General features: G+C 67.6%; 22 protein-coding genes. 19 read left to right on the forward strand and 3 right to left on the reverse strand.

Annotated features, from left to right (window positions below):
• Positions 1-98 precede the first annotated feature (98 nt).
• The 18 genes from NGH83_RS11330 (at position 99) to NGH83_RS11415 (ending at position 18094) form a co-directional block, all read left to right on the forward strand.
• Positions 99-701, forward strand: coding sequence for an amino acid synthesis family protein (locus NGH83_RS11330; RefSeq protein WP_251856359.1), 603 nt, complete (start codon positions 99-101; stop codon positions 699-701).
• Positions 702-733: 32 nt separating this feature from the next.
• Entirely contained in the window at positions 734-1345 is a 612-nt protein-coding gene (locus tag NGH83_RS11335; RefSeq protein WP_251856360.1) for a cysteine hydrolase family protein, read from the forward strand.
• Entirely contained in the window at positions 1342-2508 is a 1167-nt protein-coding gene (locus NGH83_RS11340) for an amidohydrolase family protein (RefSeq protein ID WP_251856361.1), read from the forward strand. Before NGH83_RS11335 ends, NGH83_RS11340 begins: the two co-directional genes overlap by 4 nt.
• 65 nt (positions 2509-2573) lie before the next feature.
• Positions 2574-3560, forward strand: a complete 987-nt coding sequence (locus NGH83_RS11345) for a nucleoside hydrolase (RefSeq protein WP_251856362.1) — start codon at positions 2574-2576, stop codon at positions 3558-3560.
• A complete protein-coding gene (locus NGH83_RS11350) occupies positions 3557-4291 on the forward strand; it encodes an SDR family NAD(P)-dependent oxidoreductase (RefSeq protein WP_251856363.1) in 735 nt (244 codons plus the stop codon). Before NGH83_RS11345 ends, NGH83_RS11350 begins: the two co-directional genes overlap by 4 nt.
• The gene (locus NGH83_RS11355) at positions 4291-5514 is read left to right on the forward strand and encodes a CaiB/BaiF CoA-transferase family protein (RefSeq protein ID WP_251856364.1); all 1224 of its coding nucleotides are present in this window, start codon (positions 4291-4293) and stop codon (positions 5512-5514) included. Before NGH83_RS11350 ends, NGH83_RS11355 begins: the two co-directional genes overlap by 1 nt.
• Positions 5511-6671, forward strand: a complete 1161-nt coding sequence (locus NGH83_RS11360; protein ID WP_251856365.1) for an acyl-CoA dehydrogenase family protein — start codon at positions 5511-5513, stop codon at positions 6669-6671. Before NGH83_RS11355 ends, NGH83_RS11360 begins: the two co-directional genes overlap by 4 nt.
• Positions 6672-7055: 384 nt before the next feature.
• Positions 7056-7820 carry an ATP-binding cassette domain-containing protein gene (locus NGH83_RS11365; protein ID WP_251856366.1) on the forward strand — a complete coding sequence of 255 codons (765 nt, stop codon included), beginning with the start codon at positions 7056-7058 and terminating at the stop codon, positions 7818-7820.
• On the forward strand, positions 7817-8857 hold the full coding sequence (locus NGH83_RS11370; RefSeq protein WP_251856367.1) for an ABC transporter permease: 1041 nt from the start codon (positions 7817-7819) through the stop codon (positions 8855-8857). Before NGH83_RS11365 ends, NGH83_RS11370 begins: the two co-directional genes overlap by 4 nt.
• 73 nt (positions 8858-8930) lie before the next feature.
• On the forward strand, positions 8931-9986 hold the full coding sequence (locus tag NGH83_RS11375) for a substrate-binding domain-containing protein (RefSeq protein ID WP_251856368.1): 1056 nt from the start codon (positions 8931-8933) through the stop codon (positions 9984-9986).
• 44 nt (positions 9987-10030) lie between these two features.
• Positions 10031-10936: a sugar phosphate isomerase/epimerase gene (locus NGH83_RS11380; protein WP_251856369.1), complete on the forward strand. Its 906-nt coding sequence runs from the start codon at positions 10031-10033 to the stop codon at positions 10934-10936.
• 26 nt (positions 10937-10962) lie between these two features.
• Complete coding sequence (locus NGH83_RS11385; RefSeq protein ID WP_251856370.1) at positions 10963-11772, forward strand: mycofactocin-coupled SDR family oxidoreductase; 810 nt, start codon at positions 10963-10965, stop codon at positions 11770-11772.
• Positions 11769-12869 (forward strand): Gfo/Idh/MocA family protein, encoded by a 1101-nt coding sequence (locus NGH83_RS11390; RefSeq protein ID WP_256470101.1) that lies wholly within the window; start codon positions 11769-11771, stop codon positions 12867-12869. The genes NGH83_RS11385 and NGH83_RS11390 overlap by 4 nt, the downstream gene beginning before the upstream one ends.
• A gap of 1 nt (position 12870) precedes the next feature.
• Positions 12871-13734: an NAD(P)-dependent oxidoreductase gene (locus NGH83_RS11395; protein WP_251856371.1), complete on the forward strand. Its 864-nt coding sequence runs from the start codon at positions 12871-12873 to the stop codon at positions 13732-13734.
• On the forward strand, positions 13731-14537 hold the full coding sequence (locus tag NGH83_RS11400; protein WP_251856372.1) for an SDR family NAD(P)-dependent oxidoreductase: 807 nt from the start codon (positions 13731-13733) through the stop codon (positions 14535-14537). Before NGH83_RS11395 ends, NGH83_RS11400 begins: the two co-directional genes overlap by 4 nt.
• A 231-nt stretch (positions 14538-14768) precedes the next feature.
• Positions 14769-15290, forward strand: a complete 522-nt coding sequence (locus NGH83_RS11405) for a MazG nucleotide pyrophosphohydrolase domain-containing protein (RefSeq protein ID WP_251856373.1) — start codon at positions 14769-14771, stop codon at positions 15288-15290.
• 458 nt (positions 15291-15748) lie between these two features.
• Positions 15749-17425 carry an adenylosuccinate synthetase gene (locus tag NGH83_RS11410; protein ID WP_251856374.1) on the forward strand — a complete coding sequence of 559 codons (1677 nt, stop codon included), beginning with the start codon at positions 15749-15751 and terminating at the stop codon, positions 17423-17425.
• 3 nt (positions 17426-17428) lie between these two features.
• Entirely contained in the window at positions 17429-18094 is a 666-nt protein-coding gene (locus tag NGH83_RS11415) for a hypothetical protein (RefSeq protein WP_251856375.1), read from the forward strand.
• Between the two features lie 83 nt (positions 18095-18177).
• Here the strand turns inward: NGH83_RS11415 and NGH83_RS11420 are convergent, their stop codons facing one another.
• Positions 18178-18402, reverse strand: coding sequence for a hypothetical protein (locus NGH83_RS11420; protein WP_251856376.1), 225 nt, complete (start codon positions 18400-18402; stop codon positions 18178-18180).
• Positions 18403-20457, reverse strand: a complete 2055-nt coding sequence (locus tag NGH83_RS11425) for a DEAD/DEAH box helicase (RefSeq protein ID WP_251856377.1) — start codon at positions 20455-20457, stop codon at positions 18403-18405.
• Between the two features lie 379 nt (positions 20458-20836).
• On the opposite strand from NGH83_RS11425, the gene NGH83_RS11430 reads away from it, so the two are divergent.
• Positions 20837-21529: a GntR family transcriptional regulator gene (locus NGH83_RS11430; RefSeq protein WP_251856378.1), complete on the forward strand. Its 693-nt coding sequence runs from the start codon at positions 20837-20839 to the stop codon at positions 21527-21529.
• Positions 21530-21548: 19 nt separating this feature from the next.
• On the opposite strand, the gene NGH83_RS11435 is transcribed toward NGH83_RS11430, so the two are convergent.
• Positions 21549-23003, reverse strand: a complete 1455-nt coding sequence (locus NGH83_RS11435) for an aldehyde dehydrogenase family protein (RefSeq protein WP_251856379.1) — start codon at positions 23001-23003, stop codon at positions 21549-21551.
• Positions 23004-23028: the final 25 nt, after the last annotated feature.

Genomic DNA, 23028 nt, shown 5'->3' on the forward strand with positions numbered 1-23028 from the left:
CACCATCCGGATCGATTCCGCCGAATTCGTTGCAGCCGACAACGAACGCGGATACTCTCGCCACAACCGAGGCGACCGCCCCCGACGAAGGAGTTTCCGTGAGCCACCCCGCAACGCAGCCCGAGGATCTGAAGCTCACGGTGCGGAAGTGGGTGGTGCAACTCGAGGACGTGCTCCGCGACGGCGAGAAGGACACCGCGCGTCCCATCCGTCGAGCGGTCATCGCCGCCGTCGTCACCAACCCGTACGCCGGCCGCTGGTCGGAGGACCTGTCCGAACTGATCGACGCCGGCGAAGTGCTCGCCCGCGAGTTCATGACCCGCGCCCAGGACCTCCTCGACGGTCAGGTGCAGGCCTACGGCAAGGGCGGCATCGTCGGTGAGAACGGCGAGATCGAGCACGTCGCCGCGCTCCTCCACCCCAAGTTCGGCGGCCCTACCCGCCAGATCGCGAACGGCGTCTCCATCCTGCCGAGCGTGAAGAAGCACGGCGGTCAGGGTGCCGCCCTCGACATCCCCGTGCATCACAAGGACGCGATGATGATCCGCTCGCACTTCGACTCGATCGAGTTCCGTGTGCCGGACGCGCCCCGCGCCAACGAGATCGTCGTCGCCCTCGCCGTGAGCGACGGCCCCCGGCCGCACCACCGCGTCGGCGGCCTCACCGAGGCCGAGGCCAAGGGCGAAGACGGCCTGCGCTGACCCACCACCCGATACGAACAGAGGAAGCACCGATGCCAGAGCTCGACCCGTTCTCCTCCAAGCTCGCGGACGCCCCGCGACCCGTCATCTCGAACGAGCGGACGGCCGTCATCATGGTCGACCTCGTCAACGACTTCATCGAGCCCGACGGCGCGATGCCGATGCCCGACTCCGAGGCGACCCTCGCGAAGGCCAAGGAGTTGAGCGAGCTCGCCCGCGAGTCGGGCGTGACGGTGATCTGGGTGCGCCCTGGTCACACCGAAGACGCCGACGGGCTGTTCCGCAAGCGCACCCCGCACGGGTTCGCCGACACGCACGGGGCGCAGATCCACGGCACCTTCGACGTGCTGCCGGGCGAGCGGGTGATCACCAAGCGGCGCTACTCGGCCTTCTTCCAGACCGACCTCGACATGTACCTCCGCGAGCACCGGATCGAGCGCGTCATCGTCTGCGGCGTCGCCCTCAACATCTGCGTGCGCTCCACGATCCACGACGCGTTCTTCAACGGCTACGACGTGTGGCTCGCAAGCGACGCCTCACAGGCGACGGGTGACCGCGAGGCCGAGTCGACGATCTACGACGTCAGCACCCACTTCGGCGAGGTGCTCACCGTCGACGAGATCCGCGCGGAGCTGATCCCGTGATCACCGTCGTCCACGGCGCCTCCGCCGTGATCGGCGGCCGCCTCGCGGACCCGGTCGCGAACGGAGACGCCGTCCGCATCGACAACGGCGTGATCGACCGGGTCGGCACGTCCGCCGACCTACTGGCGCTCCCTCACGACGAGACGATCGACGCGGCGGGCGGTGTCGTCATCCCGGGGCTGATCGACCCGCACACCCACCCCGTGCTCGGCGATTTCACTCCGCGGCAGAACACGCTCGGCTGGGTCGGTGCGCACCTGAACGGCGGAGTCACCACCCTGATCTCCGCGGGCGAGACGCACTGGCCGGGTCGTCAGCGCACCCCGATCGGTGCGAAGTCCATCGCGATGGCGGCCGCGCAGAGCTCGCTCGCGTTGCGCCCCGGCGGAGCGAAGCTGCACGGCGGCGCCCTGCTGATCGAACCCGGTCTCACCGAGGCCGACTTCGACGAGATGGAGCGCGCCGGGGTGCGCCTCGTCGGCGAGGTGGGTCTCGGCTCGAGCATCGACCCCCGCGACATCCGCGAATCGATCGAACAAGCCCGATCCCGCGGCTGGGTGATCCCCATGCACGTCGGCGGCGCCTCGGTGCCCGGATCGCACGTCGTCGCCGGCTCGCTCGTCGCCGAGCTGCGCCCCGACGTCGTCTCGCATGCCAACGGCGGACCGACGGCGCGCCCGCTGGCCGAGATCGTGTCGGCCATCGAGTCGACCGACGCCGCCATCGAGGTCGTGCAGGCGGGCAACACCCGCGCGCTCGTCGACATCGTGCGCCACCTCGACTCAGAGGGCCTGCTGCACCGTCTACAGTTCGGCACCGACAGCCCATCGGGCACGGGGATCATGCCGCTCGGCATCCTGCGCTCGATCGCCTACTCGGCCGCGTTCGGCGGTGTCGACCCGGTCAGCGCCCTCTGCTGCGCGACCGGAGAGGTGGCGGCGCGCTACCACCTCGACGTCGGCGTGATCGACGCCGGGCGTCCCGCCGACCTCGTGATCCTCGACGTCCCGCTCGGCGGTCAGGGCTCGACCGCGCTCGACTCGTTCACCGGCGGCGACGTGCCCTCCGTCGCCCTCGTGATGGTCGACGGCGAGGTCGTCGCGTTCCCGAGCCGTATGACTCCTCCCCCCACCAATCGCCCCGTCGTCGCCGCCGCTCACTGACGAGCGACTCCCCATCCCCCGCACGCGACTCCCGCGTGCCCGCACGAAGGAACAGCTCCGCACCCATGACGAAGGTCCTGCTCGACTGCGACACCGGGTGCGACGACACCCTCGCCATCCTCTACGCCGCGCTCCATCCCGACATCGACCTGCTGGGCGTCGGTGGGGTGTGGGGAAACGTCTCGGCCGAGATCGCCGCCCGTAACTCGGCGCACACGTTGGCGATGGTCGGCCGCTCCGACATCCCCGTCGCCCGTGGCGCTTCGGGCCCGATCACCGGCGCCCCGGCGGTCTTCGCCTACCACGTGCACGGCGACGACGGTCAGGGCAACGTCGGGGATCCGAGCTTCGAGCCCGAGCTCGTCGACGAGAGCGCCGCCGAGCAGATCGTGCGGCTCGTGCGTGAGAACCCGGGCGAGGTGGAGCTGATCGCGGTGGGCCCGATGACGAACCTCGCCGTCGCCCTCGCCCTCGATCCGGAGCTGCCGACTCTGGTCCGCGGCGTCACGATCATGGGCGGCGCCGCGATGGCTCCCGGCAACGTCACGCCCGTCGCCGAGGCGAACATCTGGTGCGACCCCGAATCGGCCGCGGCCGTGTTCAACGCCCCGTGGCGTCTGCGGATGGTGGGGCTCGACGTCACCATGCGCACCCTGCTCACCGAGCAGCACCGCAGCCGCCTCCTCGAGAGCGACGGGTCGATCAGCCGATACGTCGGTCGGATGCTCGACTTCTACTTCGGCTTCTTCGCCGCCAACGCCTTCGGCGAGCGCTCCTCGTGCATGCACGACGCCCTGGCGGTCGCGATCGGCGCCGACACCCTCGTGCCGACCCTCGCCCCCACCGTCAACGCGCGGGTCGACACGAGCGACGGCCCCGGCCGGGGCCAGACGATCTGCGACCTCCGCGGCCGCTACATGGGCTTCCCCGAGCAGGAGGGCGCGCACTGCGAGGTCGCCCTCGAGAGCGACCCGCTGTTCGCCGACGAGGTCGTCGAGCTGATCCGCACCGCGGGCGACTCGCTGATCAGCGGGGACGTGTCCGCACGATGACCGCGTCGCCGCACGTGCTTCCCGGGTTGGACGGGCTCCGGGCCGTCGTCGTCGGGGGCGCCTCCGGCATCGGAGCGGCGACGGCGCAGCAGTTGCGGGAGGGCGGCGCCTCCGTCGTCGCCGTCGACCTGTCCGAGCCTGCCGAGATCCGCGCCGACATCACCACCACCGACGGCTGCGACCGCGCCATCGCGGAGGCCGTCGGCATCCTCGGCGGCATCGACGCGCTCGTCATCACCGCGGGCGGCGGGCCCTACCTCGACATCGAGCACACGACCGCCGACGTGTGGCAGCGCACCCTGGCCCTCAATCTCGTCGCCGCGGGGCTGCTCACCGCTGCTGCTCTCCCCCACCTGCGTGAATCGGCGCGCGGCTCCATCACCGTCACCGCCTCGGCGGCGGGGCGGCAGGGCTACGCCCTCTTCACTGCATACTCGTCGGCGAAGGCGGGGCTCGTGCACTGGTCGCGGTCCGCCGCGAGGGAGCTCGGCCCGGACGGGATCCGCGTCAACTGCGTGTCCCCCGGCCCCATCGACACTCCGCTGCTGCGTGCCGGCGGGCCCGCGGGCGTCCCGCCGGAGCAGTGGACGGCGAAGCTCGCGGAGCGCACCGCCCTCGGACGCGTCGGCACCGCCGACGAGGTCGCCGGCGTCATCGCCTTCCTGAGCTCGGACACCGCGTCCTTCGTCACCGGCACCGTCGTGGAGGTCGACGGCGGGGAAACGGCCTGATGGCATCCCGACCCCTGCCGCTCGCCGGGCTGCTCGTCGCCGACTTCTCGCGCGTGCTCGCGGGACCCTACGCGTCGATGGCCCTCGCCGACCTCGGCGCCCGGGTCATCAAGGTCGAGCGCACCGGCGCGGGCGACGACACCCGCGCGTGGTCGCCCCCGCCCTCGGAACGCGGGTCGACCTACTTCGACAGCGTGAACCGGAACAAAGAGTCGCTCGAACTCGACCTCGGCTCGCCGGAGGACCGCGCCGTCGCCCTCGAGCTCGCTCGTCGCGCCGACGTGCTCATCGAGAACTTCAAGCCCGGCACCATGGCGAAGTACGGCCTCGGCTACGAGCGGTTGCGGGAACTCAACCCGCGACTGGTCTACGCGTCGATCTCAGGATTCGGCAGCGGCGCGGGCGCCTCGCTCCCCGGCTACGACTTCCTGGTGCAGGCCGTGGGGGGACTGATGAGCATCTCGGGATCCGCGCACGGCGAGCCGACCAAGGTCGGCGTCGCCCTCGTCGACGTGCTGACCGGCAAGGACGTGCAGGTCGGCGTGCTCGCCGCCCTCGTCGAACGCGGCGTCACCGGCACCGGCGCCTCCTTCGAGGTGAACCTGCTGTCGAGCCTGCAGTCGGCGCTCGTCAACCAGGTGCAGAGCTACCTCGGCGCCGGCGTGGTGCCGGGGCGGATGGGCAACGCGCATCCCTCGATCGTCCCGTACCAGCTCTTCGACTGCCGCGACGGCTCGCTCGCCATCGCCTGCGGCAACGACACCCAATTCGCCGCGCTCTGCCGGGTGCTCGGCGCCGACCGGCTCGCCTCCGACGAGCGCTACCGCACCAACCCCGCGCGCGTGCGCCACCGCGACGACCTCGTGCTCGAGCTCGAGAGCCTGCTGAGCACCGAAACCCCCGCGCGGTGGGCCGAACGGATGACCGCCGCCGGCGTGCCCGCGGGCGCGGTTGCCAGCATCGACGAGTCGATCGCATTCGCGGAGTCGTTGGAGCTAGATCCGACCATTGCTCTGAGCACGGCCGACGGTCGCGACGGCGGCCGCCAGGTCAGGGCCCCGCAACGCTGGCTGCCCGCGCGCACGCCGCGCACCAATGCCCCGCCGACCCTCGGTCAGCACAACGACACGGTCCGATCCTGGCTCGCCGAGCCGTATTCGCGCCCCTCCGCAACGAAAGCCACCGGCACCGACGCCGAAACACAGGAAGACGACCTCCGATGACCGCCTCACCCACCCTCCTCGACATCGACTCGCTCCTCACCGCCGAGGAGATCGAACACCGCGATGAGGTGAGGGCGTTCGTCGAGTCGCGCATCACGCCGCGCATCGCCGGCTGGTACAGCGACGGCGTCTTCCCCGTCGAGATCGTGCCCGAGATGGCGCAGCTGGGTCTGCTCGGGATGCACATCAAGGGCTACGGCTGCGCCGGACGGTCGGCGGTCGATTACGGCCTCGCCGCCATGGAGCTCGAGGCCGGCGACTCGGGTCTTCGCACCTTCGTGAGCGTGCAGGGCTCGCTCGCGATGAGCGCGATCGCGAAGCACGGGTCGGAGGAGCAGAAGCAGAAGTGGCTCCCCGGCATGGCCGCGGGAGAGATCATCGGCTGCTTCGGACTCACCGAACCGGGTGCCGGATCCGACCCGGCGAACATGGCCACCACCGCCCGACTCGAGGGCGGCGAATGGGTGCTGAACGGGTCGAAGCGCTGGATCGGACTCGCCTCCATCGCGCAGGTGGCGGTCATCTGGGCCCGCACTGACCAGGGCGTCCGCGGGTTCATCGTGCCCACTGAGACTCCCGGATTCACGGCGACCCCCATCGAGCAGAAGCTGTCGATGCGCGCCTCCGTGCAGTGCGACATCGACCTCCAGGACGTCCGCCTGCCCGAGGATGCGATGCTGCCGAACGCGCTCGGCCTGCGCGGGCCGTTCGAGTGCCTCAACGAGGCCCGCTACGGCATCATCTGGGGAGCCATGGGAGCCGCGCGCGACAGCTACGAGGTGGCGCTGCGGTACGCGAGTGACCGCTCGGTCTTCGACAAGCCGCTCGCCGCGTTCCAGCTGACCCAGCAGAAGCTGGTCGAGATGGCGCTGAAGGTCGAGAAGGGCACGTTGCTGGCCCTGCACCTCGGGCGCCTGAAGGACGCGGGCAGGCTGCAGCCGCACCAGATCTCGGTCGGCAAGCTCGACAACTGCCGTGAGGCCATCGACGTCTGTCAGTCAGCGCGCACCCTGCTCGGCGGCAACGGCATCACCCTCGACTATTCGCCGTTCCGGCACGCCAACAATCTCGAGAGCGTGCGCACCTACGAGGGCACCGACGAGATCCACCTGCTGACCATCGGACGGGCACTCACCGGGATCGCCGCCTTCCGCTGATCCTCCTCCGGACGCGCGCGGAGCCGCTCGGCTCCGCGCGCGTTCCGCCGTCCCCGAGAGGCCACTGAGCCCTTAACCCGCCGACGCGCGCGCACGCCGGCGGTGCCCCGCATGCCCTCGGCGGACGCCGGGGATCGGCGCTTCATCACGCCGAATTCTGCCCGCAACACAGTTTTTACATCCCAAGCGCGAGAAAGGCGATGAATTCGTTGTGTCGCGCAACGATCGTCGTTACTGTGAACCGCAACGCCCCACACCACCCCCCGGTGCGAGGTTCTCGAAGTAGAGAAATCAGTGGCCCCCGGCCAGCGAGCGAAGGATCCAATGACGTTGATCACCCCTGAATCCGAAAATGCTGGACCGGTCGCTCGAGACGCGGAGTACGTGTTCCGCGCCCAGGGACTGACGAAGACCTTCGGCCACGTCAAGGCCATCACCGACGTGGACCTCGACCTGAAGCGCGGCGAGGTGCTCGCGCTCTTCGGCGACAACGGCGCCGGCAAGTCGACGCTCACCAAGATGCTCTGCGGGGTCTACACCCCCGACGCCGGCGGCGTCGAGATCGACGGCGAGACCGTCGCGATGCGCTCGACCCGCGACGCCGAAGACCACGGCATCACGGTGGTGCACCAGGACCTCGCGCTCGCCCCGCACCTCACCGTGCTCGAGAACATGTTCCTCGGCCACGAGATCAAGGCGAAGGGCATCCTCGGCGGCCTCGGGGTGCTCTCGCGCAAGGCGATGGCCTTGAAGACGAACGTCGCGCTCGAGAAGCTCTCGATCCGCCTCCCCTCGCTCTCGGTCGCCGTGCAGGACCTCTCGGGCGGTCAGCGTCAGGCCGTCGCCGTCGCCCGCGCCAGCATGTGGTCCCGCTCCGGAATCCTGATGGACGAGCCCACCGCGGCGCTCGGCACCATCCAGAGCGACATCGTCTGCCAGCTCATCCGCAACACCGCCGACAGCGGCATGGGCGTCATGGTCATCTCGCACGACATCCCGCGCATCCTCGACATCGCCGACCGGGTCGTCGTCCTGCGACACGGGTCGATCGCACTCAACCAACCCATCGGGAACCTGACCCGCAGCGACGTCGTCGCCGCAATGGTCGGACTCGCCGGTGACCCCGCAGACGAGGAGCTGAACAAGTGAGCACGACGACGGGCACCCGCCCCACCGAGACCGCGACACCGCCGAGGGCGAGCACGTTGAAGCGCCTGCTGACCAACAACACGTTCTGGATCTTCGCCGTCGACATCGTCCTGATCGCCTTCTTCTGGGCGGTCTCGATCGACAACTCGTTCCTCGGGCCGAGCAACGTCCGCAACCTCATGAGCGACAGCGCGACCGCCCTGCTGCTCGGCGTCGCGATTGCGTTCCTGCTGGGCGCCGGAGAGTTCGACATCTCGCTCGGCGCGAACCTGATCCTCGCCTCCGTCGTCGCCGGACTCATCGCCGTCGAGCTCGCCCCCTACGGCCTGTTCGTCATCATCGTCGGCTCGCTCGGCGGTGCCATCGTCACCGGCATGATCATCGGCTTCATCAACGGTGTGATCGTCACCCGATTGCACGTGAATTCACTGATCGCGACGCTCGCGAGCATGGGCATCGTCACCGGCGTCGCCTTCATCGTGTCGAACGGCACCGACGTCACCGGCATCCCGCCGGTGCTGCAGGACAGCGTCGGGCTCAACAACATCCTCGGGATCCCGCTGCCGTTCCTCATCTCGATCCTGGTCTGGGGCCTCGCGTGGGCGGCGCTCAAATACACCCGCTTCGGCCTGCACGTCGTCGCCATGGGGTCGTCTCGAGCCGCCGCCGACAGGGCGGGTCTTCGCACCAAGACGAAGATCACGACCCTGTTCACCATCTGCGGTGGCATCGCGGGCCTCGCCGGCTTCATCGACATCACCCGCTTCGCCGCGACGAACATCGCCGGTCACACCCAGGACTCGCTCTCGGCGATCACGGCGGCCGTCATCGGCGGCACCCTGCTCGCGGGCGGTGTCATCTCAATCGTGGGTCTGCTCGGCGGTGTGATCCTCGCCGTCATCCTCGCCAACGGCCTGATCGTCATCGGCGTCTCGTCGTACTACCAGCTCATCATCGTCGGCGCGATCCTCATCGTCGCCGTCTGGCTCGACCACCTGAAGAAGGGCGAGAAGTCGCTCAAGCTCTTCGCCCGGTGAGCCTCCCCGCATCACCTCCGCACCATCCGCAGCACCGTCAGCCCTTCCCTTCCACCGATTCAAGGAGCACGCAGTGAAGCAACTCAAGTCCCTCCTCACCCGCTCGACGAGGCGCAAGGCGGCCACCGCCGCCATCGCGACCGTCGCCCTCACCGGTCTGCTCGCAGGCTGTTCCTCCGGCAACGCCGGCGGCGACAGCGACGGCGGCGGCGGTGACGGCGACCTCCGGTTCATCTACATCGCCGCCCTCATCAACGACTCGTTCTTCGTCACGCAACGGTGCGGCGCGGAGGCGAAGGCGGAGGAGCTCGGCATCGACCTCGCCTTCCAGGGGCCGACGACGAACGACGCGGCGGCCGAGATCAAGGCGTTCGCTGCGGCGGCCGCCACGAACCCCGACGGCATGATCGTCGCCCCGTTCACCAACGCGGGTTGGGGCGGATCGGTGAAGCCGCTCATGCAGGCGGGCGTGCCGGTCATCGCGACCGGTCAGACCCTCGAGCCGGCCGACGCCATGGCGACCTTCATCACCGACTACCTCGAGGCCGCGAAGCCGCTCGTCGACATCATCGGCGAGCTGACCGGCGGTGAGGGCACGGTCGGCCTGATCGCGACCTCGACCGGTAACAAGACCGACAGCGACCGCTACACCGAGCTGGTGCCGGCGCTCGAGGAGGAGTACCCCGACCTCAAGATCCTCGACCCCGAGTTCGCCGAGAACTCGTCGGCGACCGCCTCGACCGTCGCATCGGCGCTCATCACCGGCAACCCCGACCTCAAGGTCATCTACGCGACCAGCGGCCCGCAGGCCGTGGGTGCCGCGTCGGCGATCAAGGCCGCCGGAGTCGGCGACAGGGTGAAGCTCGTCTCGTTCGACTCGAGCCCCGAGCAGATCGAACTGCTGAAGTCCGGCGAGCTCGCCGCGACCGTCGGTCAGTCGCCGTACGAGTCGGCATCGCTCGCGGTGCAGGCGATCTACGACTACCTGCAGGAGAACGAGGGATCGTCCGACCCGGTGCCGGCGTCCGACAAGATCCTGCCGACCCCGTCGCTGCTGCTGACGCCCGACAACGTCGAAAGCGATGAGGCGGCGACCTACCAGTATCTGACCTCCTGCGACGGCGACTGACCCCTCCTTACATCCATCACTCACCACCGCGACGGGATGACTTCGTGACCAATCAGCAGCGCTTCACCTTCGGCTACCACCTCAACACCTGGGATCTCGGCGGGCTTCCGCTCACCGAGGGCCTCGAGGTGATCCGCCGGAACGGCTTCTCCTACGTGGAGGCGCTGGCGCGTGACGAGCTGTCGAACGATTTCGCCCGTCGCTACATGGGGACCGGCTACCAGCCGGTCCCCATGGGCACCACCGACATCGACTTCCTCAGCCGCATCGAGTACTTCAGCAAGGCGCAGGCCGAGGGGCTGCGGCTCAGCTCCCTCTATGTGAACCGCGAGTTCGTCAACCCGCTCAGCTGGGACGCGGAGCGAGCCACGCTCGACGCGATCCTGCATCTGCTGCACGGCTTCGACTCGCCCGGCGTCGTGCTCGGCGGCGGCCCGCCCGCCCGCGGCGAAGACCACTCCCCCGAGCTGTACCGCCGCTTCGCCGCGGCGCTCGGCGAGATCGGCGAGAAGGCGGCCGGCCTCGGCATGTGGGCGGCCTACCACCCGCACATCGACACCTTCATCGAGACCCGCGAGCAGCTCGACCGGCTGATGAACGAGCTCGACGGGTCGCCCGCCGGCCTCTGCATCGACGTCGCCCACCTGACCCTCGCGGGCAGCGACGCCGTCGCCGCGATCCACGACTACTCATCTGCGCTCAAGTACGTCCACTACAAGGACGTCGCCGACCCGTCGCAGTTCAGCGGCGCGGCGCGCTACGACGCGTTCCGGCCGCTCGGCAAGGGGGTCGTCGACATGGCGTCGGTCACCCGCGAACTGCTCGACGCCGAGTACGACGGCATCGTCATCATCGAACTCGACAGCACCGAGCAGGACGCCGAAGAGGCGTTGCAGGACTCGGTCTCGTACCTCGAGGGCCTCGGTCTCTCGCTCCAGCCCTCCTCCTGATTCTCTCCGAACGGACAGCACCTCTCATGCACGACTTCACGGGTAAGACCGCGCTCATCACCGGAGCGGCGCGTGGCATCGGCCGCTCGATCGCCCTCACTCTCGCCGCGGGCGGCGCGTCGGTGATCGTCACCGATCTCGCCGAGCGGATGGCGGACCTCGATTACGACACGGCCGATATGTCGGCGCTTGACGAGACCGTCGCGCTCGTCGAGGCGGCCGGCGGCTCGGTGATCAAGGCGTACGCCGACGTGCGCGACGTCGCGAGCCTCCGCGCCGCGGTCGCCGCCGGCGTCGAAGCCTTCGGCGGGCTCGACATCGTCGTCGCCAACGCCGGCATCGCCGGGTGGCCGAAGAGCACGTGGGAGGCCTCCGAAGAGGAATGGGACCGCATGATCGGCGTCGTCCTGACGGGCACCTGGAACACCGCCCGCGCCGCGATCCCCGCCATGCTCGAGACCGGCAACGGCGGCTCGATCGTCATCGTCTCCTCGACGGCGGCCTTCCGCCCCGTCGCCACGACCGGGCACTATTCGGCCGCGAAGATCGGTCTTGTCGGCTTGATGAAGAGCCTCGCCCTCGAGCTCGCGCCGTCCTCGATCCGGGTCAACACGCTGCACCCGGGCGGCACCTCGACCGAGATGACGCAGAATCCGGCCGCCGAGCACTGGCAGGCGACCACGCCGGGCGTCGGCGAGACCCTCGAACTGCCGTTGCCCATCCACCGGATGGATCCGGAGGACATCGCGAACGCGGTCGCGTTCCTCGCGAGCAACGAAGCCCGATACGTGACGGGCACCTCGATGGTCGTCGACGGCGGGGCGCTGCTGCGATGACCGACGCTCCTATCCGCGTCGGCATCGTCGGCTGCGGCGAGATCACCCAGCTGATGCATCTGCCGTTCCTCGACGAGTCGCCGAACTTCGTCGTCATCGCCCTGTGCGACCTCTCGGAAGGCACCGCCAAGGGGCTTGCTGCGCGCTACCGGGTGCCGAAGGTCTACACCGACAGCGGTGAGCTCGCCGCCGATCCCGACGTCGATGCGGTGTTCGTCTGCTCGTACGATCACGCCGGGGTCGCGCTGCAGGCGATCGCCGCCGGCAAGCACGTGCTCGTCGAGAAGCCGCTCGCCTTCACTCCCGCCGAGGGACGCGAGGTCGCCGCCGCTGCGGCGAGCGCCGGGGTCGTCGCGATGGTCGGCTACATGAAGCTGTTCGACCCCGGCTTCCGTTCGGGGCTCGACCTCATCGCGGCCGGCGGCCCGGTGCGGCGCAAGCAGATGCATAACCTGGCGGGCCGCTTCGACTCCTACCGCTCCTACTACGACCAGCTGCGGGTGCACGACATCCCGGACGGGGTGCTCGAGCGCTCGAAGCAGGAGGTCGACGAGCGCATCGCCGACCACCTCGGCGAGCACGGCGAGTGGACCGAGCTGTACACGATGCTGCTCATGCTCGGAGCCCACGACCTGGCGGTCATCCGCGAGGCCTTCGGCGAGCCGGTCGGGGTGCCGTTCGCGACCAGCCGTGGGCAGAACGAGCTCACCGCGATCGTCGACTACCCCGACGGGGTGCCGCTGGTCTTCGAGATCGGCGTCGGCACTCGCTACGACTGGTGGGACGAGTGGCTCGCCGTCGACTCCGACACCGCGCAGGTGCGGGTCGATTTCTCGCACCCGTACATCAAGTACTCGACGACCGATGTGGCGCTGCGCGAATCGCGCGACGGCAACGAGTCGCGCGCGACCATCATCCCGCCGGCGCTCGACCCGTTCCGCGTCGAGCTCGCCCACTTCGCCGACGCCATCCGCAACGGCACGCCTGTCCGCTCGACCATCGAGGGCGGGCTACAGGATCTCGAGCTGGCGACGGCGCTGATCACGGCGCTCCCCCCGCGTCCGCCGCGCTCAGGATCGGGCGACGAGGAGTCCTGACATGGCGCTCATCGCTGTCACCGGAGCGGCCGGCTTTCTCGGGCGCCAGGTCGTCGCCGAGCTGACGGCCGGTGGGCACGGGGTCCGTGCCCTCGACAGCGTGCGCGGAGACTTCGAGCCTTCCGTCGATGCACGGACGGTCGACCTGCGGGACGCCGACGCCACCCGCGAGGCGCTCCGCGGGGTCGACGGCATCGTCCATCTGGCCGGCTTCCCGCGCGCGGGCTCCCACTCACCCGACGAGGTGTTCACGACCAACACGGCCATCACCTTCGCGGTGGTGCAGGCGGCCCTCGACCTCGGCGTCCCGACCCTCGCCTACGTCTCGTCGGTGAGCGTGATCGGCTACCCCTTTTTCACGCAGCCGATCGTGCCCGAGTCACTGCCGATCGACGAGTCGGCGACCACCACCCCGCAGGACGCGTACGGGCTGTCGAAGGCCGTCGGCGAGCAGATCATCGACGCGGCCGTGGCGCAGGCGGGCGGCGGCCTCGCCGCCGTGAGCCTGCGGATGCCGTGGCTGCAGAGCCCTGAGTCGTTCTGGCGCGACATCCCCGCTTCGCGCCCTGACGGGTCGGACGCGCGCAACCTCTTCGCCTATCTCGACACCCGCGACGCCGCCTCCGCGATCGCCGCAGTGTTCGACGCTCCGCTCGCGGGACATCTGCGCCTCTTCGTGGCGGCCGCCGACACCTTCGATGAGCGACCGAGCGAGGAAATCGCTCTCGAGTACTTCACCGCGGTGCCGCTTCGGCGCGCGTTGAAGGGCACCGAGTCCTTGATCGACACCGCCCGTGCACGGACCGCGCTGGACTGGGCTCCGCGCTACTCGTGGCGCGAGTACCCGCGCGAGGAGCAGCGGTGAGCGCGGGACGTTTCGACGGACGGGTCGCGCTCGTCACGGGTGCCGCGGGCGCCATCGGTTCGGCGGTTGCCGCCCGGCTCGCCGCCGAGGGCGCGCGGCTGGTCCTCACCGATCTCGACGACGACCGGCTGAGCGCCATCGCCCTCGATCTCCGAGGAGCTCGTACGGATGTCGAGACGGTCGCAGCCGACCTGAGCACCGAGGCAGGAGCGAGATCCGTCATCGAGCGTGGCGAGCGGCGATTCGGTCGCCTCGATGTCGCCGCCCTTATCGCCGGGATCTCAGGGCCCCGCGTCCCCGTGGACGAGCTGCCCGCCGATGCGTGGGATGCGGTGATCGGCGCGAACCTGCGCTCGATGTTCCTCTCGCTGCGGTTCTCCGCCGCCGCGATGATCCGCTCCGGTAGCGGAGGCTCGATCGTCACGATGTCGTCGTCGATGGCGCAGTGGGATGTGCTCGACGGCGGCTCCGCGTATGCGGCGAGCAAGGGCGGGGTCCTCGCCTTCACGAGAGCCAGCGCGTTCGATCTCGCTCCGCACGGCATCCGGGTCAACGCGGTCTGCCCGGGCGTCATCGACACCCAGCTCGGAGTGCCGACGAGCGAGGACGGCGACTTCGTCGCCCCCACCAGCGACCAGTTCGCCCACCGCATCCCGCTGCGCAAGATCGGCGCCACGACCGACGTCGCAGCCGCGGTCGCCTACCTCGCCTCCGACGACGCGGGCCACGTCACCGGCTCGGAGCTCCTGATCGACGGCGGCCAGACGCTGCAGAGCTGGGCCAACTCCCCCCGCGAGGGCTGAGCGCGTGTTAGCAAACGGCAGCGAACTTCTCGGGCCTCGTTCCATCGCCGCTCGCGTTCTCTGGTCACGCCACGCACTCCGTGACGGTGGCGAACGATAGAGCCCCGCCCGCGGGAATCCCTTTGGACGGGTCTGTTGGACAATTCTGGGCGTGGAATCGGCGCCTGGCGCCGCTCGCGGGTCGAACGGATGAGGAGCCCGCGGCTGATACCACTGTGGGATGATTCCACCATGGGGCTGGCACTCGAACTCGTCGCGGAACCTGACGTTTCAGCGCCGCGGAATCAGCTCGAGTTCGATCTCGGGCTCCCGCCGAAGTTGCACACGCGCCGCCCGAAGCGAAGCAACGGCGTCAGTCGGGCGATGCAGTCTGTCGCCGAATTTCACATGTCATTCGACCTGCCCCTGGAGCGCACCCCTCAGCAGCAGGTTGACACGGACCTCGGTGCGCTGCGAGTAGAGCTGCTCCGAGAAGAATTTGAAGAGTTCAAAGACGCCGTCGCCCGTAAGGACGTCGTCGCCGTAGCCGACGCGCTTGGAGACATCGTGTACGTCGCTTACGGTGCAGCGCTCACGTACGGCATCGACCTCGACGCTGTACTCCGCGAAGTGCACCGTGCAAACATGAGCAAGCTGGGACCCGACGGCGAACCGATGCTCCGGGAGGACGGGAAAGTGCTCAAATCGCCGTCGTATGTGGCGCCGGATGTCCGCCGCGTCCTTCTTGATCAGCCGCCGCTCTTTCTCGACTGAACACTTGCAAGGCGTGATCGATTTCGTCGTCTCTGACGCGCTGCACTGTTGGGAGCGATATGGGAGTTGCCGGTGTGCTCGACGCGGTCCCCGATCCGACTCGCCGATGCGTTCCGGTCATGGACGTTGGCTAATCCGAAACATGCACAATTTAGGCCCCGCACTAAACCAGCCGTAATGCGGGCAACCGCACAACTGCGATGGCAAGCCGAGGGGTGGAGTCCGGATTCGGCCTCGGCCACACTGAACGGCTTCGCCGAGATGCCCACGATAGGACTCTCAAGCAGCTCCATGTCGCGCCAGACGGGCACATACAGTTGTGCACGTGCCCTGGTTGGGGGTAAGCCGACCCAACGGTCGATGGGACAGAGTGGTGAAGTCGCCCACCGCCAAATGGGTGCAGCAGGGGGTCCCGGTCGTGGTGCACGCCCTCCCCACCGGAACGCTAGGGGTTCGAGTTGAGTGCAGTACTGTCCGAGTCGGACGACGGTGATGTGCGGGTCGAACCACGCATCGTTGCCCTCAGCGGGCCGGTGGGATCTGGGAAGACAACCCTGGCTCGCAGTCTGGCGTCGAAGTTCAACGCCGTTCACATCCGAACGCAGGACTTGATGGCAGATACGGCAGTGGGCCTAGAAATCGTCCTGGAACCCGAGCGTCGCGCGATGCAGAAGTTCGGCGAACAGCTCGACCGGGACACCGACGGGCAGTGGGTCGCTCACCAGATCGCGAAGTTAGTGGCAGGGGGCCGGGTGCGAGGCGAACTTCTCATCGTTGATGCTGTTCGCACCCTCCAGCAGGTTGACGCGTTGCGGGAAGTCTTTCCCGCAAACGTGACCCACATTCACATGTACGCCCCGGAGGCCGTGCTCACCCAGCGGTACCAGGACCGTCACGACAGTGGCTTCGTCGAACTCAGCAGCTATCAGGACGTTGCCGAAGACCCCACCGAAGCGAACGTCGTCACCCTCACGAATGACGCGGATATCACCATTGACACCCACCGGTGTTCCGCACTCGACGTCCTCGCGCGAGCGACTGCGGCGTTGAATCTCTATCCCTCGCTGGCAGACCGACTGGTCGATGTGTTTATTGGCGGTCAGTACGGTAGCGAAGGGAAGGGCAACGTCGCCTACCACCTTGCGAACGAGTACGACCTTCTAATGCGAGTCGGCGGCCCAAACGCTGGACACAGGGTTCCGACGACGCCGCCGTATACTCACCGGCTGTTGCCTTCTGGCACCCTCGCAAACCGGCGCGCCAAGCTTGTCATTGGACCTGGTGCGACCCTGGACCTAACAGTTCTGATGGGGGAAATCGCGGCCTGTTCCGTCGACCCCGAACGGCTGTCGATCGACCCGCAGGCGATGATTATCGAACCTGAAGACCTTGAGAAGGAAGCCGAGCTGGTCAAAACAATCGCTTCGACCGGAAAAGGTGGAGGCGCGGCCTCGGCACGCCGCATCATGGGGCGGCACGGCGGGGCCAGCCCGAAAGTGCGGCTCGCCAGGGAGGTCACAGAACTCACCCCGTACGTCCGTTCCACCGCAGACATACTCGAGACAGCGTTTCGCGACGGCAAGAAGGTAATGCTTGAGGGAACGCAGGGCACGCTCCTAAGCCTTTTCCACGGCTTCTACCCCTGGGTAACCAGCCGAGACACGACAACCGCCGCATGTCTTTCCGAGGCGGGCATCGGACCGCACCGGCTCCGCAAAGTGGTCATGGTTGTGCGCACCTACCCCATCCGGGTCGGTGACCCTCCGGCATCCGCGGCGACATCAGGTGCAATGGGTGCGGAGATCGACTGGGACGAGATAGCTGAGCGCTCCGGTCTCAACAAAGACGAACTGCGTGCCAACGAGCGAGGATCCGTCAGCGGCAGCGAACGACGGGTCGCGGAATTCGACTGGAACCTCCTGCGTCGGGCGTCCGAACTGAACGGCGCTACCGACATTGCGTTGACCTTCGCCGACTACCTCAGCGCTGACAACCTGCACGCGCGACGTTTCGACCAGCTGACTGACGACACCATTCGGTTCGTCGAGGAAGTGTCTCGGGTCGGCGGCGCACCAGTGTCGTTGATCGCGACAGGGTTCGATAACCGCGCCCTGATTGACCGGAGAGAGTGGTAACCGATGGATCTCGAACATCTCGTGAAGCTGCATCCTCAACTGTTCCATATGGCTGTGGCCGGTAGCTGGCCAGCCATAGCGCAGCATGGGCTCCTCCCGACGCGAACCATCGTGGAGACGTCAGACCTTGGCAAGGAGGAGATGTCGGAGCTGCTCGACCAACGGCGCGCAAAGTCGGTTCGCATCCAGCACCCGCAGCTCGGCGACGTTGTCGTCCGCGACCAGGGTCCGCTCAACTTGACGCACCTGGAGCCGAAACTCATCGATGTGACGGTGCAGGGATGGCTGAACATTCTCAATGACCGGGTTTTCTTCTGGTTGCACCCGGACAAGCTCGCCGGGCTCTTGACAGCGCGCCGGTACCGGAGCAGTGTTCAGGACGTTTTGACGGTGGACACGAGGAGTCTGTTGAAGTCGGCGGTGGAGCGTGTTCGACTCTCGCCCATCAACTCAGGGGCTGCCCTGTATCCGAACGCGACACCCCGTGGTTCGGATACGTTCTTATCGATCGCTGACTACGACTACGCGGCTCGGAAACGTGCCCGGGGTTCGGTGGACGCAATCGTCGAACTCGCGGTCATCGGCGGTGTCCCGGATATCGCGGACCATGTTGTCTCAGTTCGCCGAATGCGGGGATTAGAAGAACTCGGTGAATACTCACTGGGCTGACACGGTCAGTTGACCTGATCCGACCGGGCAGCTGTGGGGCAAAGGCTGGCCTGCTATCGAGAGCTGCGCTCGTCCTCCCCGTCTTACTCCTCGAACTGCGTCGTGATGGCGGCGAGTTCCAGTTGTGCGCGTTCGAGCATCGGACGGGCGCACTCAGAGCAATATGTCGTCGTGTCCATAGGCCCCTCGATGACCACGAGGCACAATTCGCCCTTCATGATCACGTGCTTGTTGCTGCGCCAGCACTTCCGCTTCCGACCGGCCGTTTCGGTGCTGACGTGCTTCAGGACGTTTTTCACTGCAGGCATCTACTTCTCCAATTGTTGAGCGATGCGCTCGTTGAGTTCGTCGCCGATCTCGTCGAGTGACGCGTAGGCGGTCTTGAGTTCGTCGAGCGTCCAGTCCGCGCGAGAGTTAGGTGCCCTGCCCACGAACAAGTTGATCTCGCGGTTTATCAACATCGTGATGGCCCTCGCGTTGTCCACGGGATGGAGCTTCATCGCCTTGGCGATGGTGAACGCGGCGCGCGGTTCGGCAAGGTTGACGAGAACCCGGTTCGCAACGGCCCGCGACCTGGACACAACACGCTCGCGCAGTAACTGGCGCTGGACCTGCGGTTGAACGGCGACTTCTGGTGCCGGCGATTCATCCTTGGTAGACCGGTCCGCGTATCGGGCGCGTAGCTGTTCGGCGGTGATGCCAAGCTCACGGAAGGTGAAACCGCCGGGTCCGGGTTGATTGAGCATCTGCTCGATTACGGCATCCTCAGCAGGATCGATGAATGACTTGTTCACGAAGTGACTGAGCTGCTCGTCAGCAGCCACCGGAACGTCGAACCGATGGACGAATGACTCCTCGTCGACGCCGCGGGTCGACGAGGCGCCGGCCCCGCCATCGCCGCCTGTCCAGCCGCGCACCATCTCCTGGTCGGAGCGGTCGAGTTCTCGGAAGTCGTCCCACTGCTGCTCGTTATTCAGCCCAACGTGAGAGACGACAAACCCTTCGTTGTTTCGGCTGCCGGGGGCATTCTGCTCGACGGTGCGCATGATTCGGCCAACGAACTGGATGTACGGCGATAGGGAACGGTATGGACGGAAGATAGCGGCAACGCTCAATGGCGGGTGGTCGAAGCCCTCTCCGAGCATCTGCACCTGCACGATGACGTCGATCTGGTTGTTCCGCAGCTTCGCCAAGACGGCGGCGACCTTTGCGTTGTCCAGTCCGGAGTGGATGACCTCGGCCTGCAGTCCGGCTTCCTGGAAGATGGCACGCACTTGGTCGGCGTGGTCGATGGACATTGCGGAAGCTGCGATCTGATGCGGGAACCCTGTCGCTGACCGAAGCTGCTGGAGCTTCTCGATCGCCTTCGCTGCGATGTGGCGGTTGCATTCATCGGAGAGCGCGACGCCGCGCCGGAACCAAGCTTCTTCGTTGAGTTCGAGGATCTGTTCCAGCGTGTACGTGTCCTCGCTGCCGTTGCTGGTGAACGTAATCTCCGACGGGTAGGCCGACGCTGAGACGATGTGCTTGATGAAGCCGTTCATCATCGCCAGGGAGAAGGGGTACCGGTAGATGACGTCACCGAGGAGGTCCTTGTTGTCCGCTCGGAACGGTGTTGCCGTCAAGCTGACTACTCGGGCGTTCGGGAACGCGCGGATCACACGCTGCCAGCTCTCCGCCGCGTTGTGGTGCCCTTCGTCGACAATCACGAGGTCGAAGAAGTCTTGAGGAAACTGCGACAGCCAGCGGTCGGCGTTGCTGGCGAGCTGCTGGATGTTCGCAACGACAATGTGACTGTTGATGCAGTCGTCGAGGTTTGCCTTGGGTCCATCCACCAGCGCGGTGAACGGTCCCGCGGTGAAGCTGTCCAGGACACCGGCACGCTTCCAGAAGCATGAGGCGTTGGAGATACTGAGGTCTGCGTACAAACCTTCCCGGATGGTACGGTTCGGCGCAATGACGAGCGTCCGCTGCTGGGACAGGCCGAACGGCAGCAACGCTGCGACACCGGTCTTGCCGCACCCCACTGGCAGTTGAATGATCGCCGGCGAGTTCGACGTGGCGAAGTGCTCCATGGCGGCACGGTGCGCTTCGACCTGCGGTTCCCGCAGACGTGGGTTGCCGTTGATGCTCGGTTCAGCGTCATGGAAGAACCCGGCGACGATGTCCTTCCCGGTCGCGGCTGACCCGTACTCGAGCCGGAAGGGTTCCAGGTCCGCGATGCGGTAGTAGCGGTATTTGCTCCCAGGTCGCCGTACCGCCGCCAGCGTCCCTGCCGCATCCCATCGTCGAAGAGTCGCCGCGGAGACTCCCACGTATACCGCAGCTTGAGCGATCGTCATGTAGTCCTCATAGTTGGCCATACGCCTGAGCCTACCGCAAGTCCGTCAACCTTACTCAACTGTGCCGCCGGCATGTCGCCGCAGGTGATATTGGGCAAGGTTTTCATCAGCGGGCGCCGGTCCTTTGGCGCGGCCGCATAAGAATGGTTGGTAAAGTCCGCGAGGCCGTCGCTCTCGGCTTGCCCGAAGGCAGCTGCATCAAGGAACGCGCCACGGAAGAGCGGGTCATTTTCGGGGGCGGCGGGCGCTCATTTCTTCGGTACTCGTCGCCGCGCGAGTCAATCTGGTCGGCCGGAACCCAGATCAGTGGTCTTGCTGGGTCACCACAACGATCACTGCCTGCATGTAGCCGAGATCTTGCACATACGCTGAAGGAATTCAGCGGGGGTGATGGGCAGTGATGGACAGCGAAAGGGCGCAGAGTGCGCACGAGCGGGTGCTCGCCGAGCTGCGCCGTTCGATCGTCAGCGGTGAGCTGGCCGCGGACAGTCAGCACTCCATCTACGGCCTCGCCGACCGCTTCGGTGTCTCGCGCACGCCCGTCCGCGAGGCGGTGTTGAAGCTCGCCGACGCCGGGATGGTGACGATCGACCGCAATCGGGGCATCCGCATCCGAGGGCTCTCGGTGCGCGACATTCGCGAGATCTTCGACCTGCGTCTGCTGCTCGAAGTCCCCGGTGCCGCGCTCGCTGCCCGCCACGGAGATGCCGGTCTCTCCGAACGGCTCCGCGAGCACCTCGCCCGCATGCGCGATGCCATCACCGGTGACGACCTCGCCGCCTTCGCCCAGCACGACCGCGCTCTGCACACCGAGATCGCCGAGGTGGCCGACAACAGCCGGTTGACCCGTCAGCTCGGCGCACTGCGCGACGCGACCCAGGCGATGGGCGCGTCGACGATGAATCAGACCCGCGGACTCGATCAGATCGAGCGCGAGCACGTCCCCATCATCGACGCCATCGAGCGCGGGGACGAGAAGGCTGCGGCCTCGGCAATGCGCGAGCACCTGGTCGAGACGGCACGCATCCTCATGACCCAGATCGCCGCCGTCACCGGCGAGGAACTCCCCGACCCGTGGCCCCGCGAAGGCTAAACGGTTTAGCTGCCCCGATTCAGGGGCGCACGTAGGAAGTCTTGATCTGGGTGAAGAACTGCCGGGCCGCCGTGCCCTGCTCTCGCGGCCCGAAGCTCGAGCCCTTGCGTCCGCCGAACGACACGTGCGGGTCGACACCCGCCGTGGGCAGGTTCACCATCACCATGCCAGTGTCGGCGCGGCGCTGGAAGTCCGTCGCATGGGACAGCGACGTGGTGCAGATACCCGACACGAGACCGAACTCGCTGTCGTTCGTCACGGCGAGGGCTTCCTCGTAGTCGCCGACGCGGATGACGCCCGCGACCGGTCCGAAGATCTCCTCACGGTTGAACGCCGCCTGCGCGTCGCCGCCCACCACGAGCGCCGGTGAGAGGAAGTGCCCATCGGTCGGGCGCTCGAGCAGCTCGCCGCCGATCACCTCGACGCCCGCGCTGCCGCGGGCGAGGTCGAGGTAGCCGAGGTCGATGTCGAGTTGCGATTGGCTGACCACCGGTCCGATCGTCGTCGCCGTGTCGAGAGCGTTGCCGACGACCTCGCGGCGCATCGCCTCGGCCATGCGGGCGACGAACTCGTCGTGCACGGCGTCCTCGACGACGATCCGCGACGACGCGGTGCAGCGCTGACCCGTCTGGTAGTAGGCGCCGTTCACCGCGCAGTCGACCGCGATGTCGAGATCGGCGTCCGCGAGCACGACGAGCGCGTTCTTTCCGCCCATCTCGAGCTGCACGCGCGCGAGACGGTCGGTCGCTCCCTGGGCGACGCGGCGCCCGACGACCTGCGAGCCGGTGAAGGTGACCGCATCGATGCCCGGGTGCTTCACGAGGGCGTCGCCGACGACGGATCCCGAACCGGTGACGACGTTGAAGACGCCGGGCGGGAAGCCGACCCGGTCGAGGATCTCGGCGAGCGCCAGCGCCATGCCTGACACGATCTCGGCGGGCTTCAGCACGACGGTGTTGCCGAAGGCCAGGGCGGGTGCGGCTTTCCAGGTGGGGATCGCGATCGGGAAGTTCCAGGGCGAGATGATACCCACCACACCGACGGGCTCATACCGGGTGCCGACCTCGACGCCGGGGCGCACCGAGTCCTGCAAATCACCGGTGACCCGCAGGGCCTCGCCGCTGAAGAAGCGGAACAGCTGGCTGGCGCGGATCACCTCGGCGCGTGCATCGCCGATGGCCTTGCCCTCCTCGCGGGCGAGCAGGGTCGCGAGGCGGTCGGCTTCTGCCGCGATGGTCGCCGCGACGCCTTCGAGCAAGTCCGCGCGGCGCTGCGGCGACGCGGTACGCCACCCGGGCGCTGCGGCGTGCGCGGCGGAGACGGCCTCGTCGAGGTGCGCCGCCTCGGCCATCGCGAAGCGGCCGATGACGTCGTCGCGGTCGGACGGGCTCCGGCGCTCGCTCCGGTCACCGGTGCTCACCCAGCGGCCGTCGATGTAGAGGTCTGCCTTATCGCCATCGATAGTGTTCACCACAGTCGCGAGAGTAGCATGCTACTCG

The sequence above is a fragment of the Herbiconiux sp. L3-i23 genome, assembly GCF_023734115.1.
Classification (GTDB): Bacteria; Actinomycetota; Actinomycetes; order Actinomycetales; family Microbacteriaceae; genus Naasia.

Bases quoted from the DNA above. Each gene is read 5' to 3' on its own strand.
- NGH83_RS11335 (WP_251856360.1), top strand. From the start codon at position 734: ATGCCAGAGCTCGACCCGTTCTCCTCCAAGCTCGCGGACGCCCCGCGA.
- NGH83_RS11345 (WP_251856362.1), top strand. From the start codon at position 2,574: ATGACGAAGGTCCTGCTCGACTGCGACACCGGGTGCGACGACACCCTC.
- NGH83_RS11350 (WP_251856363.1), top strand. From the start codon at position 3,557: ATGACCGCGTCGCCGCACGTGCTTCCCGGGTTGGACGGGCTCCGGGCC.
- NGH83_RS11355 (WP_251856364.1), top strand. From the start codon at position 4,291: ATGGCATCCCGACCCCTGCCGCTCGCCGGGCTGCTCGTCGCCGACTTC.
- NGH83_RS11360 (WP_251856365.1), top strand. From the start codon at position 5,511: ATGACCGCCTCACCCACCCTCCTCGACATCGACTCGCTCCTCACCGCC.
- NGH83_RS11385 (WP_251856370.1), top strand. From the start codon at position 10,963: ATGCACGACTTCACGGGTAAGACCGCGCTCATCACCGGAGCGGCGCGT.
- NGH83_RS11390 (WP_256470101.1), top strand. From the start codon at position 11,769: ATGACCGACGCTCCTATCCGCGTCGGCATCGTCGGCTGCGGCGAGATC.
- NGH83_RS11395 (WP_251856371.1), top strand. From the start codon at position 12,871: ATGGCGCTCATCGCTGTCACCGGAGCGGCCGGCTTTCTCGGGCGCCAG.
- NGH83_RS11405 (WP_251856373.1), top strand. From the start codon at position 14,769: ATGGGGCTGGCACTCGAACTCGTCGCGGAACCTGACGTTTCAGCGCCG.
- NGH83_RS11415 (WP_251856375.1), top strand. From the start codon at position 17,429: ATGGATCTCGAACATCTCGTGAAGCTGCATCCTCAACTGTTCCATATG.
- NGH83_RS11420 (WP_251856376.1), bottom strand. From the start codon at position 18,402: ATGCCTGCAGTGAAAAACGTCCTGAAGCACGTCAGCACCGAAACGGCC.
- NGH83_RS11425 (WP_251856377.1), bottom strand. From the start codon at position 20,457: ATGGCCAACTATGAGGACTACATGACGATCGCTCAAGCTGCGGTATAC.
- NGH83_RS11430 (WP_251856378.1), top strand. From the start codon at position 20,837: ATGGACAGCGAAAGGGCGCAGAGTGCGCACGAGCGGGTGCTCGCCGAG.